Origin of the sequence: Variovorax sp. J2L1-78 (genome assembly GCF_030317205.1) — a bacterium.
Taxonomy (GTDB): Bacteria; Pseudomonadota; Gammaproteobacteria; order Burkholderiales; family Burkholderiaceae_C; genus Variovorax; species Variovorax arabinosiphilus.
In genome coordinates, this window is the sequence record NZ_JASZYB010000001.1 from 1,678,885 (window position 1) to 1,692,547 (window position 13,663).

Here is a 13,663-nt window from a genome sequence, read left to right on the forward strand (position 1 = left end):
GACGATCAACGCGACCGGCGTCCAAGGCATTACCGCGACGGGCTCGGCCCTGAGGGTGAGCACCCTAGCCGTCGGCGGGCTCGCTGCCGTCAACATCAACGCTGGAATCATCACCTCGACCGGCACCAGCCCCACCGTGACGGTGAACGGCGGCGCTTCGGGCTCCAACGCCCAGGTGACGGTGAGCGGCGGCCAGGTCTTGAACACCGGCACGGGGGTGGGCATCGTGGCGGCTACATCCGGCGCCGCCGGGACCGGCAACGCATCCGTCGTGATCACCGGTGGCACCGTCCAGGCGGCCAGCACGGCTGTGCAATCGACCATCTCGGGGCTCAACAACACGGGCACGGCCAGCATCGCCATGAGCGACGGTTCCGTCCTTTCCACGGCAGGGGACAGCTTGTCGGCGAGGCACACTGGTGGGGGCCTGGCCCAGGTGCAGATCAGCGGCGGCACGGCCAGTGCCACCGGCGCCAATGGCGACGGCATCCTCACCTCGAGCACCAACGGCACCTACACGCTGGACATCACCGGTGGCACCGTCACCGGTGGCAGCGGCAATGGTGCCGCGCTCCACACCTCGGCCGCCGCGGGCGGCACGATCCACATCGGCTCGGGTGCCGTCGTGAATGCGGGCGCCTCCGGCGTGGCGATCCGCGACGGCGACCTCAACAAGGACGGCACCGACGAGATCGGCGGCAACGCCACCATCACCACCGCGGGCACGCTCAATGGTGCGATCGTGCTCGGCGGCGGCACCGACACTGTCAACGTCACCGGCGGCTCGATCAACGGCAACATCACGGGCGATGGGGCCGACGCGCTCAACCTCAACCTCGGCACGAACAGCTTCACGCATGGCGCGGCGTATGCCATCAGCGGCATCGATGGCGTCGTGATGAACTCAGGCACCGCACGGCTCGACAGCACCGTCTCGGCCAACACGCTCACCGTCAAGGGCGGCACGCTCGTGATCGGCAACACCGCCACCTTCAGCGGCCCCACCGCCATCGAAGGCGGCACGCTCGCGGTCAACGGCACGCTCAACGGCGTCGTGGGTGTGCTCGCCGCAGGGCGCCTGCAGGGCACCGGCGCGGTGGGCAGCACGACGATCGCCGGCACCATCGCGCCGGGCAACTCCATCGGCACCCTCAGCGTCAACGGCAACTACACCCAGCTGGCGGGCTCGACCTACCTGGTCGACGTCGACCCGGCCTCCACGGCCTCCGACCTGCTGCGCGTGAGCGGCAGCGCTACCCTCGGGGCCGGTTCGCGGCTGCAGGTCGTGCGCATCGGCACGACCAACTACATCGTGGGCAACCGCTACACCGTGCTCACTGCTGGCGGCGGCGTGGCCGGCACCTACAGCCTGACCGGCGACACGACGTCCGCCTCCGCCTTCGTGCAGCTGGTGGACAGCTACGACGCCAACAACGTCTACCTGACCGCCGAGAAGGTGCGCAGCATCGCCGATGCGGGCAGCACGCCCAACCAAGCGGCCGTCGGTGCCGCAGTGGACAGCCTGCCTGCCAGCAACACGGTGGCCAATGCGGTGATCTGGTCGCCCAACGACGCCGCCGCACGCGATGCGCTCAACCAGCTGTCGGCCGACATCCACGCCTCGACCAAGACGGCCCTGCTGCAGGACAGCCGCTTCGTTCGCGAAGCCGCGATCGACCGGCTGCGCAACGCGGGCTGCGCACCGGGCAGCGCGACCGCCCGCACCGCACCGACCCAGCCGCCGCAGCTGGGCGCCGACTGCGTCCCGGAAGACCGCCAGCAGCACGCGACCTGGGGCCAGGTGTTCGGCTCCTGGGGCAGCATCGCGAGCGACGGCAATGCCGCCAAGCTCGAGCGCGACATCGGCGGCTTCCTGGTCGGTGCGGACACCGGCCTGGCCGGCGGCTGGCGTGTGGGTGCACTCGGTGGCTACAGCCACGCCAGCGCGGACACCAGCGCCCGCAACAGCAGCAGCAAGACCGACAGCTACCACCTGGGCGCCTATGGCGGCACGCAGTGGGGCGCGACGGCGCTGCGCCTGGGCGCGAGCCAGAGCTGGAACAACACGGACACCCGCCGCTCGGTGGCCTTCCCCGGCTACGTCGGCGGGCTCAAGGCCAGCGACGACAGCACGATCACGCAGGTGTTCGGCGAGGTCGGCCACCAGCTGCAGCTGGCAGCTGCCGTCGTCGAGCCCTTCGCGGGGCTGGCCCATGTGCGGCTCAAGAGCGACGCGTTTTCCGAGCGTGGCGGGCCGGCCGCGCTGTACGCCGAGGGCGACAGCACCGAGGCGACCTTCTCGACCCTCGGCGTGCGCAGCAGCCTGCAAGCCGGCGCGAGCACCCGCCTGCGCGGCATGCTGGGGTGGCGCCATGCGTTCGGCGACACGACGCCCACGAGCACGCACAGCTTCAGCGGCAGCGTTCCCTTCACGCTGACGGGCGTGCCGCTGGCCAGGAACGTGGCGGTGCTCGAAGCCGGCGTGGAAACGCAGCTGCGCCCGAACCTCGCGCTCAGCGCCTCCTACGCGGGACAGGTGGGGAACGGCCTGCGCGACCACGGCCTCCGGGTGGGACTGAATTGGGTCTTTTGATCGAGGCGCGGCTCAGGGCCGCAGCCCCATGATGCGGTTGCCCATGCCGATGCCCGCCGCACCCATGGCGCGGCCGAGCGCCAGTTGGCCCTCTTCCCACGGTGCCAAGCTGTCATCGGTCGGCCGCACCCCCTGGCGCAGCGCCTGCGCCAGCGACAGCGCATTGGCCGCCGCCTTGGCCGTGCTGCCGGCCGTGTGCGGGCGCGGCACGAAGGCCGCATCGCCGATCAGCACCGTGGCGCCGAAGCGCATGCGCGGCACGCCGAGGTCGACGATGGCCTGGACGAAAGGCGCCTCCGTGGCGAGGACCAGCGCCTGAAGGCTCGGCGCCAGCAGCGCCTGCGCATCGCGACGCAGTGCGGCCACGTCGCCCTCCTTGGCCATGCCTGGGGGCAAGGCCAGTGCATGCGTGCTGCCGTCGCGCGCCGTGAGCAGGCGCGCGAGCCCTTCGCGGTCGAGCCGCCGGTACCAGACCCAGTTGCGGCGCCGCTGGCCCTCGGCCAGCGACCCGTCCTCGCCCGGCACCAGGTACTCGAGCAGCAGGTGATCGGGCCCCTGCTGGAAGACGAAGGCGTTGCCGAGCCGCGCGGCCACCGAGGCCGATACCTTCGATTCAGGCACGAGGCCGCGCCATGCGACATAGCCTGCGTAGCGCGGATCGTGGCCCGGCAGCAGCTGCCCGCGCACCGTCGAGCGCGACCCGTCGGCCCCCACCAGCAGGTCGGCGCTTTCCACGCGGCCGCTGTCGAACAGCGCGGTCACGCGCCCCCCCGTTTCACGGAAGCTCACCAGCCGCTCGCCGGCATGCACGGTGCCGGGCGGCAGCGCCGCATGCATCGCACCGTGGAGCAGGTTCCACGAGGTCTGCGTCTGCGGGATGAAGGTCCGGTGCACCACGCGGTCACTCGCATCCAGGTAGACGCGGTCCCCCGAGCGCACGCCCAGCGCCTCGCCCTGCGCGACGCCGGCGAAGCGGAACGCCGCCAGCACATCGGGCTGCAGCACGATGCCGCCGCCGCGGCTGTCCAGCGTGCTCGGCGAACGCTCGAAGACGTCGACCGACCAGTCGGCGGCACGCAGCGTGGTGGCGGCCAGCAAGCCGCCGAGCGAACCGCCGACAACGACGGCGTGGGGTGAGGACGAACGCGTCATGGTGCGCTCGACCTGGCGAAGGGTTGGCGAAGCGATGGCATGTCAGACTCCTGGGGCACGGCAACGAGGGACCGCGACCTTGCCAATGTGCGTGGCGGGCATTTCAATGCGATGTGCCGGTGCGACCGCGCCGCTTACAGATGCAACACGCCTGCAGCGCCGCTGTCAGGTCGCCCCCCGATGCTCGAGACACCATGACCGCCGACACCCCCACGCCCACCACCGATGATCGCGAGCCCTCGCTGCGCAACGCCACGCTGTCCGACGTGACGGCCCGCCGCCTGCCGCGCCCCGAGAGCATCACCGCCGTGATCCGGCACCACGTGCGGCCCGACGCGGCCGCGGCCTACGAGCAATGGCTCCAGCGCATCGTGCCGATCGCCGAGCGCTTCCCGGGTCACCGTGGCGTGCACGTCATCCATCCGCCGGCGGGCTCCACGCTCTACACCGTCACGATCCGCTTCGACTCGCTGCTGCACGCCGACGACTGGTTCCAGTCGGCCGCGCGGCATGCGCTGCTCGACGAGGTGCTGCCGATGCTCGACAGCGACGAAGAAGTCAAGACGGTGACCGGCCTCGAGTTCTGGTTCCACCCCGGGCCGGGCCAGAAACCGGCACGGCGCTACAAGCAGTTCCTGCTCACGCTCTGCGTCATCTTTCCGCTCACGCTGTTCGTGCCGCGGGGCGTGCAATGGCTCGCCGGCTGGGTGCCGGCGCTGCACGACACCTACCTCTCCCACTTCGCCACCTCGGCCATCGTCGTGGCGTTGATGACCTATGTGCTGATGCCTCGCATCACGCGGCACGTGGCCGGCTGGCTCTATCGCTGACAGGGGACCGGGCGCTCGCTTCGGCAGAGGCCGCGCCGTGCACATCGGGCATCGGCCCCACGTAGCGCCCGCGGGGACGAATCACCTGGGCCACGCCCAGTTGCTCCAGGCTGTGCGCCAGCAGACCCACGCTGCGCGCGGTGGCGAACAGGCCGAAGGCCGCGTCCACGGGCAGGCGATGGTGCGCCACCAGGGCCGCCAGCGCCACGTCGATGTTGGGCTGCAAGCCGGTCAGCGCCGTCACCTTGGCGATGAAGCGCGCGATGACCTTGGGCGGCTCGAACAGCGCCAGCAGCGCGGCGGCGCGCGGGTCGCCGTCGGGATAGAGGTGATGGCCGAAACCCGCCAAGGGCGAACCGGTCGACAGGTAGTGCGCCACCACCTTGTCGTCCCCCAGGCGCTCCACTTCGCTGAACAAGGCCTGCACGCGGCCCGAGGCATCGCCATGCAAGGGGCCCGAGAGCGTGGTCAACCCCGCCAGGAGGCACGCCGGCAACGAGGCGCCGGTCGACGCCGCGATGCGCGCGACGAAGGCCGAACTCGTCAGCTCGTGATCGGCCAGCAGCACCATCGCCATGCGCAGCAACTCGGCCACCGCGGGCGGCTGCTTCCAGCCTTGGGCGAAGCGCAGGTGCAAGGGCTGGCGACCCGGCTGGGCGCCGAAGGCCGTGGCCAACTGGCCGACCAGCGCCTGGCCCTCCTGGTGCAGCACGCGCGTGAGACGTCCGCGGGTCGAGTGCCCGTCGGCCGACAGCCTGGCCAGCGCCGTGAAGGCCGCACTGCGGCCGGACGTGCCCGCGCGCGCCGAGGTGGCCGCCCCGGCCGATGAAAAGTCGACCGGCTGCGCGGCGCCCCACAGCAGCTGTGCGGCCTCTTCCAGCGTCGCCGTGCGGGCGAGGCTCACGGCGTCCTGCCCACGGTAGTACGGGCGCCCGCGATAGAACGAACACAGGGCCGTGGGGATGCTCGGCTCCGAGCCGAACAGCGTGTTGGCCGCCAGGGTCTCGTGCTTGCGGCCCGCCTTCTTGCGCCTGGTGAGGCCGGCGACGTCGTCGGCACGGTACAGGCTGCGCCGCGTGTCGGCCGGGTCGGGCATGACCTCCAGCTTGCCGCGGCTCACATAGGCATACACCGTCTGGGGCCGCACATCGAGAAGGCGGCACACCTCGTCCATCGAAATCCAGGAAGCCATGGGTCGGATGTAAAGAGTTATATATTGATTTTATACGTCAATATTGACCATTTCATCAATCCATTTCTAACATGCACCCATCCTGGAGACAACCCGCCCGCACCCGCGGGCCACCCTTCGCACCATCGACATGAAGCCCCGCGTCCTGCAACTCAACCCGATCCTGATCCCGGCGATCAACGACACGCTCGCTTCGCTCTATACCGTCCACAAGTACTTCGAGATGGCCGAGCGCGACGCCTGGCTGCGCGAACACGGCGCGTCCATCGATGCGGTCATCACCGGCGGCCACACCGGCATCTCGCAGGCGATGCTGGCGCAACTGCCGGCGCTCAAGGTCGTGGCCGTCAACGGCGTCGGCACCGACGCGGTCGACCTGGCGTACTGCCGCGAACGCGGCCTGCCCGTGACCGCCACGCTGGGCGCGCTGACCGAAGACGTGGCCGACCTGGCCATCGGCCTGCTGATCGCGGCCTGCCGCAACCTGTGCGCCGGCGACCGCTTCGTGCGCGACGGCCAGTGGCCGCTTCATCCGCAGCCCAACGCCATCCCGCTGGCGCGCCGCTTCAGCGGCATGCGCGTGGGCATCGTCGGCATGGGCCGCGTGGGGCGCGCCGTCGCGACGCGCGCCGCCGCCTTCGGCTGCCCGATCCGCTACACCGACCTGCGCCGGATGGACGACGTCCCGCACGGCTTCGTGCCAACCCTCGTCGATCTGGCGCGCGAATCCGACGCACTGGTGCTGTGCGCCGCCGCCGACAAGGCCGAAGGCATCGTCGACGCGGCCGTGCTCGAGGCGCTCGGCCCGCGCGGCTTCCTGGTCAACGTGGCCCGCGGCCGCCTGGTCAACGAGGCCGATCTGACCGACGCCCTCGTCGCCCGCCGCATCGCCGGGGCGGGGCTCGACGTGTTCGTCGACGAGCCCCACGTTCCGTTGGCGCTGCGCCGGTCCGAGCACGCGACGCTCCAGGCCCACCGCGCCAGCGCCACCTGGGAGACCCGCACCGCGATGGGCCGGATGGTGCTCGAGAGCATCGCCCAGGCGCTGGCCGGCGAGCGCCCGGCGATGAGCCTGACGACCTGAGCCGACGACCGACCCATGACGGACTTCGTCTTTCCTCCGCGCGCACCGACCACCCTGGCCGTGGCCGGCAGCACGGCGCGCTTTCCCGTGGGCCGCGTGTTCTGCATCGGCCGCAACTACCGGTGGCGCGCCGACGAAGCGCCACCGCAGGACATGCCGGCCTGGTTCATGAAACCCGCGGACGCCGTGGTGCCTGCGCAGGGCTTGCTGCCCTACCCGCCGGGCACCGCCGACTTCTGCCACGAGATCGAACTGGTCGTGGCCATCGGCCGTGGCGGTCGGGACATCGACCCGGCGCTGGTGGAATCGCATCACCTCTGGGGCTACGCCGCGGGGCTGGACCTCACGCGGCGCGACCTGCAGCAGCAGGCCAAGCGCGCCGGCGGCCCCTGGGAGCCGGCGAAGGCCTTCGACCATTCGGCGCCCTGCACGCCCCTGATGCCGGCGCCACTGTGCGGTCACCCGCGGCACGGCGCCGTGTGGCTCGCGGTGAACGGCGTCGAACGGCAACGCGCCGACGTGGACGACCTGCTGTGGTCGGTGCCCGAGCTGGTGGCGATGCTGTCGCGCTCCGTCGCGCTGGCACCGGGCGACCTGATTTTCACCGGCACGCCCGCTGGCGTGGGTGCGCTGCAGCCGGGCGACGTCGTCAGCGGCGGCGTCGCAGGCATCGGCGCGTTCACGATGACCGTCGGCCGGGCACCCGGCCAACCATTTCAAGAAGGAGACACCCTTTGAACGCAAGTACCCCCCCGAAGATCGCGCTGGTCACCGGCGCAGGCAGCGGCATCGGCCGCACCGCGGCGCTCGGCCTGCTGGACGACGGCTGGGCCGTCGTGCTGGCCGGACGCCGCGCCGAGCCCCTGCAGGCGCTCGCGGCCGAGGCCGAAACACGCGGCCAGACCGCCATGGCCGTGCCCACCGACGTGACCGACCCCGACAGCGTGCAGGCGCTGTTCACCGCCATCGAACGCACCTTCGGCCGGCTCGACCTGCTGTTCAACAACGCGGGCGTCAATGCCCCCGCGGTGCCGATGGACGAGCTGCCGCTGGACACCTGGTTCCGCGTGATCGACACCAACGTGACCGGCGTGTTCCTCTGCGCACGCGCGGCCTTCGGGCTGATGCGCCGCCAGTCCCCGCAGGGCGGACGCATCATCAACAACGGCTCGGTGTCGGCACACACGCCGCGCCCCTTCACCGCGCCCTACACCGCCAGCAAGCACGCCGTCCTGGGCCTGACCAAGGCGCTGGCGCTGGACGGCCGCGCCTTCAACATCGTGGCCAGCCAGATCGACATCGGCAATGCGCTGACCGAGCTGTCCGAACGCATGACGCGCGGCGTGCTGCAAGCCAACGGCACGACCGCGCCCGAACCCATGATGGACGCGCGCCACGTGGCCGACGCGGTGCGCCACATCGCCGCGATGCCCCTCAGCGCCAACGTGCTGACCATGACGGTGATGGCCAGTGCCATGCCCTACGTCGGTCGCGGCTGAGAAACCCACAACCAAAGGAGACAGACATGAAACTCACCACCCTGTTCAAGGCCCTCGCCATCTCGGCCTCCCTGGCCCTGCTGCCGCACGCGGCGTCGGCCCAGGCCTACCCGACGCGCGCCATCAAGATCATCGTGCCCGCGCCGCCGGGCGGCGCCATCGACACGCTGGCCCGCGTGGTCGGCGACAAGCTCGCCATCGCGATGGGCCAGCCGGTGGTCGTCGACAACCGCCCCGGCGCCTCCAACAACCTGGGCACCGACATCCTCGCCAAATCGGTGCCCGATGGCTACACGATCGGCATCGTGGGCGGCAGCCACAACATCAACAAGTACCTGTTCAAGAACCTGGGCTGGGACCCGGAGACGAGCTTCGAGCCCATCGTCTACACCCACGAGGTCCCGCTGGTGTTCGCCATCTATCCGCAGATTCCCGCCAAGACGCTGCCCGAATTCGTGGCCTGGATGAAGGCCAATCCGGACCAGGCCAAGGTCGCCACCTCGGGCCGCGGCAGTGCCCAGGAAATGGCGGCCGAGATGTTCCGCATGGCGAGCGGCGCCCCGATGCTGCTGGTGCCCTACAAAGGCTCCTCCGCCGCGCACCCCGACCTGCTGGCCGGGCGCACCGCGCTCTACATCGACACGATCAGTGCCATTCAGTCGCAGGCCAAGGCCGGCAACGTGCGCGCCATCGCCGTGTCGACGCGCAAGCGGGCATCGTCGATGCCGGACGTGCCGACCGCGGACGAACAGGGCTTGAAGGGCTACGACGCCAACACGAACGGCGGCTTCCTGGCGCCGGCCGGCACGCCCAAGGCGATCATCGCCAAGCTCAATGCCGAGATCAACGCGGCCCTGAAGCTGCCCGACGTGCGGACCAAGCTGGAAGCCGCCGGCATCGAGATCCAGGGCGGCACGCCGCAGCAGTACGCGGCCCTGATCAAGTCCGACCTCGCCAAGTGGGGTAAGGTCGTCAAGGAGGCCGGCATCGCGGCGGAGTGATGGGCCAGGCCTAGGCGCCTTCGCCGCGGCGCGGCCAAGCGCTCCTTATGATCGCCTCCACAACAATGGAGACGACCATGCGCCACCTTCCCGTTCGCGCCGCGATCTGCGCGACGCTGTCCCTCGGCCTCGCCGCCGCATCGCTGCCCGCCGCGGCGGCCTACCCCGACAAGCCGATCAAGGTCGTGATCGGCTTCCCGGCCGGCGGCCCGCTCGACCAGCACGCGCGCCTTCTGACCGACAAGCTGCAGGCGGTGCTCGGCCAGCCGCTGATCGTCGATTACAAGCCGGGCGCGGGCGGCTCGGTCGGGGCCGACGCGGTCGCCAAGAGCCCCGCCGACGGCTACACGCTCATGCTGGCCAACACCGGTGTGGCCGTCATCAACGGCGCGCTCTACAGCAAGCTGCCCTACAACACGCAGCGCGACTTCGTGCCGATCGCACGCACGGCGATGCAGCCGCTGGCGCTGCTCGTCACGCCCAAGCTACCGGTGCAGAACCTGCGCCAGTTCGTCGACTACGCCAAGGCGCGCCCGGGCCAGGTCAACTACGGCTCGGCCGGCAACGGCGGCATCAGCCACCTGGTGCCCGAGATGTTCAAGACCGCCACCGGGCTCTTCATGGTCCACATCCCCTACCGCGGCAGCGCGCCGGCGTTCACCGACCTGATGGGCGGCCAGGTGCAGTTCATGGCCGAGTCGATTCCGCAGGCGGCCAACTACCACAAGCAGGGCAAGGTGCGCGCGCTGGCCGTGACCAGCCGCGAACGCAACCCCGCCCTGCCCGACGTGCCGACCGTCATCGAGTCGGGCATCAAGGGCTTCGAGGTGGTCGGCTTCTACGGTTTCCTCGCACCGAAGGACACGCCCAAGGACGTGGTCGCCAAGCTCAGCGACGCCTTCCGGCAGGTGCTGACCAGCGCCGACGTGCGCGAGCGCATGGTGAGCCAGGGGGCCGACCCCGCCTTTCTCGGCAGCGAGGAGTTCGCGCGCTTCCTGGCGACCGAAACGCCGCGGTGGGAGCAGGCCGTGAAGGCCTCGGGCGCTCGGATGGACTGATGGCGCAAGGCCGCCGTGGCCTCCTCCGCCCGGCCGTTTTCAGCCTATGGCGGGCATGCGGTCGGTCTCTGCTTTTTGACGTGCCTCTTCCCACAGCGCCTCGGCTGCTCTGCCCAACCGGATGGCGTCGCGGTAGAGGCGAATCTCCAGCGGGATGCGCCATCGCGGCGGGGCCGCCTCCACCAACCGGTGCGCGGCGAGGTCGTCGGCGATCAGCGTCCGAGGCAGCCATGCAATCCCGCGCCCCTCCAGGGCCATCGTCCGAAGCACGGACGCCAGGTGCGCACTGAACACGGTCTGGACCGGCAATTTCTCCAGGTCGTGCCCGATCACGGCGCGCATGATGCGCCCCAGGCCTGACGCTTCGCTGTAGCTCAGCAAAGGCACCTGGCTGGCGCGGGGCTCCGGAAGCCGGCTTCTTGCCTTCCCTTGTGCATCGCCCGCAGAGACCGGGATCATCTCGTCGCTCCCGACCGTCGCGAACGCATAGCCGCTGGCCTCCAGCAAACCCGGCGCCTTGGCATGCGCATGGCACAGCACCATGTGGACCTTGCTCTGCTGCAAGAGCGATTCACAGCGCTGCAGGACATCCGAATCGAGCTGGATACGCCCGACGTCGGCTCTCGCCTCGAGGCCGCTGAGCCAACCCGGCAGAAAGGTCAACGAAAGCGCGTGGGTGGAGGCCAGGCGCAACGTGCTCGCGTTGGCTTCCGCCACGGTGCGCGCCTCGCCCGGCAGCCGCGCGACCTGTGCGAGCAGGTCCTGCGCCACGCCCCGGAGCCAGAGGCCCGCTTCCGTCAGCTTCGCAGGTTGAACGCTGCGGTCGAAGAGGTCCGTCCCCAGCCACTCTTCCAAGGCGCGGATTCGGCGGCTGAACGCTGGCTGGGTGAGGTGGCGCTCATCCGCGGCGCGGGAGAAGTTGCCTGTTTCCGCGAGCACCAGGAAGTCGTCCAGCCATAGCAGGTTCATCGTCATGGCCGGTTCCTTCAAAGCATGGAAGTCTAGAAAAAGAGCATTGGTCAGCCAGTGCGGAGGGCGCGAGCATAGCGCCACCGAATCAACCCGCAGAAGCCAACCATGAAGATCGTGGAAATCCGGGAGAAGACACTCCCCATCAGCTCACCCATCCGCAACGCGTACATCGACTTCAGCAAGATGACGCTGAGCCTGGTCGCCGTGATCACCGACGTGATCCGCGACGGCAAGCCGGTCGTCGGCTACGGGTTCAATTCGAACGGCCGGTACGGCCAAGGCAAGCTGATGCGCGAGCGTTTCATCCCTCGCATCCTGGAAGCCGACCCTTCGTCGCTCGTCGATGCCACCGGCGACAACCTCGACCCGCACAAGATCTGGAACGCCATGTTCACCAACGAGAAGCCGGGCGGCCACGGCGAGCGCTCGGTGGCGATCGGCACGATCGACATGGCGGTCTGGGACGCGGTCGCCAAGATCGAAGGCAAGCCGCTGTTCCAGCTTCTCGCGGACCGCTACGGCGACGGCAAGCCCAACCGCAAGATCTTCGTCTACGCAGCCGGCGGCTACTACTACCCGGGCCAGGATCACAAGAAGCTGCAAGACGAGATGCGCAGCTACATCGATCGCGGCTACACCGTGGTGAAGAAGAAGATCGGCGGGGCCTCGCTCGACGAAGACCTGCGCCGCATCGACGCCATCATGGATGTGCTGCAGGACGGCCAGAAGTTGTGCGTCGACGCCAACGGCCGCTTCGACCTCGAAACGGCGATCGCCTATGCCAAGGCACTGTCGCAGTACGACCTGTTCTGGTACGAGGAGCCGGGCGACCCGCTCGACTTCGAACTGCAAGCGGCCCTGCGCAACTTCTACAAGAACCCGATGGCCACCGGCGAGGACCTGTTCTCGATGCAGGACGCGCGCAACCTGATCCGCTACGGCGGCATGCGCCCCGACCGCGACTGGCTGCAGTTCGACTGTGCGCTCAGCTATGGCCTGGTGGAGTACCTGCGCACGCTCGACATGCTCAAGGAACACGGCTGGTCGGCCAGCCGTTGCATCCCGCACGGGGGCCACCAGATGTCGCTCAACATCGCGGCCGGCCTCGGCCTGGGCGGCAACGAGTCATACCCCGACCTGTTCCAGCCGTTCGGTGGCTTTCCGGACGGCGTGAAGGTCGACAACAGTTTCGTCACGCTGCCCGACCTCCCCGGGATCGGCTTCGAAGGCAAGGCGGACCTGTACCGCGAGATGCAGGCGCTCTCGGCCTGACGAACCCACCAGAAGAACAGGAGACAAGACATGACCAACACATTGCGCTGCGTCGCGAGCCTGGTCCTGGCCAGCGCCGCGTCGGCGGCATTGGCCGAATTCCCGGACAGGCCGATCACGCTGGTGGTGCCCTTCGCTGCAGGCGGGCCGACCGACAAGATCGCCCGCGACCTTGCCGAGGCGCTTCGCAAGCCGCTGGGGCAGACCATCGTCGTCGACAACGCCATCGGCGCAGGGGGCACGATCGGATCGGCCAAGGTGGCGCGCGCCACGCCCGACGGCTACACCCTGCTCGTCCATCACATCGGCATGGCCACGGCCCCGGCGCTCTACCGAAAACTCAGCTACAAGGTGCCCGATGATTTCGAGACCCTGGGCCTCATCAACGAAGCGCCCTCGGTCGTGATTGGGAAACCTTCGCTCACGGCGAACAGCTTTGCAGAACTGCGCCAGTGGATCGCCGCCAACGGCAGCAAGGTGAACATCGCGAATGCAGGGCTCGGCTCGGCGTCCCATCTGTGCGGCCTGATGTTCCAGAACGCGCTCAAGACGACCATGACGACGGTCCCGTACAAGGGGACGGCGCCCGCGATGACGGACCTCATTGGCGGACAGGTGGACCTCATGTGCGAGCAGGCGGTCAACGCGGTGCCGCAGATCGAAGGCAAGAAGGTCAAGACCTATGGCGTCACCAGCCTGCAGCGCCTGCCGCTGCCGGTGCTCAAGGACACCCCCACCTTGTCCGAGGTGGGCCTCAAGGACTTCAATGTCCAGGTGTGGCATGGGCTGTACGCCCCGAAAGGCACCCCCGCGCCGGTGCTGGCCAGGCTGAACAGCGCGTTGCGTGCCGCCTTGAATGACCCTGAGTTGATCAAGCGCGAAGAAGCACTGGGCCTGACCGTCGTGACCGACGACCGGCTCGATCCGGCGAGTCACCGGAAATTCGTCGAAGCAGAGAAGAACCGTTGGGCGAAGGTGATCAAGGACGCCGGCGAATACGCCGACTGAAC

General features: G+C 69.4%; 12 protein-coding genes. 9 read left to right on the forward strand and 3 right to left on the reverse strand.

What is annotated here, in order from left to right; genetic code table 11:
• The first annotated feature begins 55 nt into the window (after positions 1–55).
• The gene (locus QTH86_RS08010; RefSeq protein ID WP_286645202.1) at positions 56–2,593 is read left to right on the forward strand and encodes an autotransporter outer membrane beta-barrel domain-containing protein; all 2,538 of its coding nucleotides are present in this window, start codon (positions 56–58) and stop codon (positions 2,591–2,593) included.
• A gap of 12 nt (positions 2,594–2,605) precedes the next feature.
• Here QTH86_RS08010 and QTH86_RS08015 read toward each other — a convergent pair whose 3' ends face one another.
• Complete coding sequence (locus QTH86_RS08015) at positions 2,606–3,745, reverse strand: FAD binding domain-containing protein (RefSeq protein WP_286645201.1); 1,140 nt, start codon at positions 3,743–3,745, stop codon at positions 2,606–2,608.
• Between the two features lie 194 nt (positions 3,746–3,939).
• On the opposite strand from QTH86_RS08015, the gene QTH86_RS08020 reads away from it, so the two are divergent.
• Positions 3,940–4,575: an antibiotic biosynthesis monooxygenase gene (locus tag QTH86_RS08020; RefSeq protein WP_286645200.1), complete on the forward strand. Its 636-nt coding sequence runs from the start codon at positions 3,940–3,942 to the stop codon at positions 4,573–4,575.
• Here QTH86_RS08020 and QTH86_RS08025 read toward each other — a convergent pair.
• Complete coding sequence (locus QTH86_RS08025; protein ID WP_286645199.1) at positions 4,541–5,767, reverse strand: citrate synthase family protein; 1,227 nt, start codon at positions 5,765–5,767, stop codon at positions 4,541–4,543. The two genes, QTH86_RS08020 and QTH86_RS08025, sit on opposite strands and share 35 nt — an antisense overlap.
• Before the next feature lie 130 nt (positions 5,768–5,897).
• On the opposite strand from QTH86_RS08025, the gene QTH86_RS08030 reads away from it, so the two are divergent.
• From QTH86_RS08030 to QTH86_RS08050, 5 genes are all read left to right on the forward strand, one after another.
• Positions 5,898–6,851, forward strand: coding sequence for a 2-hydroxyacid dehydrogenase (locus QTH86_RS08030; protein WP_286645198.1), 954 nt, complete (start codon positions 5,898–5,900; stop codon positions 6,849–6,851).
• A 15-nt stretch (positions 6,852–6,866) separates the two neighbouring features.
• Positions 6,867–7,589 (forward strand): fumarylacetoacetate hydrolase family protein, encoded by a 723-nt coding sequence (locus QTH86_RS08035; RefSeq protein WP_286645197.1) that lies wholly within the window; start codon positions 6,867–6,869, stop codon positions 7,587–7,589.
• The gene (locus QTH86_RS08040; protein WP_286645196.1) at positions 7,586–8,350 is read left to right on the forward strand and encodes an SDR family oxidoreductase; all 765 of its coding nucleotides are present in this window, start codon (positions 7,586–7,588) and stop codon (positions 8,348–8,350) included. The genes QTH86_RS08035 and QTH86_RS08040 overlap by 4 nt, the downstream gene beginning before the upstream one ends.
• 26 nt (positions 8,351–8,376) lie before the next feature.
• Positions 8,377–9,351, forward strand: a complete 975-nt coding sequence (locus QTH86_RS08045; protein ID WP_286645195.1) for a Bug family tripartite tricarboxylate transporter substrate binding protein — start codon at positions 8,377–8,379, stop codon at positions 9,349–9,351.
• A 77-nt stretch (positions 9,352–9,428) separates the two neighbouring features.
• Positions 9,429–10,409 (forward strand): Bug family tripartite tricarboxylate transporter substrate binding protein, encoded by a 981-nt coding sequence (locus QTH86_RS08050; protein ID WP_286645194.1) that lies wholly within the window; start codon positions 9,429–9,431, stop codon positions 10,407–10,409.
• Positions 10,410–10,448: 39 nt separating this feature from the next.
• On the opposite strand, the gene QTH86_RS08055 is transcribed toward QTH86_RS08050, so the two are convergent.
• On the reverse strand, positions 10,449–11,384 hold the full coding sequence (locus QTH86_RS08055; protein WP_353505985.1) for a LysR substrate-binding domain-containing protein: 936 nt from the start codon (positions 11,382–11,384) through the stop codon (positions 10,449–10,451).
• 102 nt (positions 11,385–11,486) lie between these two features.
• On the opposite strand from QTH86_RS08055, the gene QTH86_RS08060 reads away from it, so the two are divergent.
• On the forward strand, positions 11,487–12,653 hold the full coding sequence (locus QTH86_RS08060; protein WP_286645193.1) for a mandelate racemase/muconate lactonizing enzyme family protein: 1,167 nt from the start codon (positions 11,487–11,489) through the stop codon (positions 12,651–12,653).
• Positions 12,654–12,683: 30 nt separating this feature from the next.
• Positions 12,684–13,661, forward strand: coding sequence for a tripartite tricarboxylate transporter substrate-binding protein (locus tag QTH86_RS08065; protein ID WP_286645192.1), 978 nt, complete (start codon positions 12,684–12,686; stop codon positions 13,659–13,661).
• Positions 13,662–13,663: the final 2 nt, after the last annotated feature.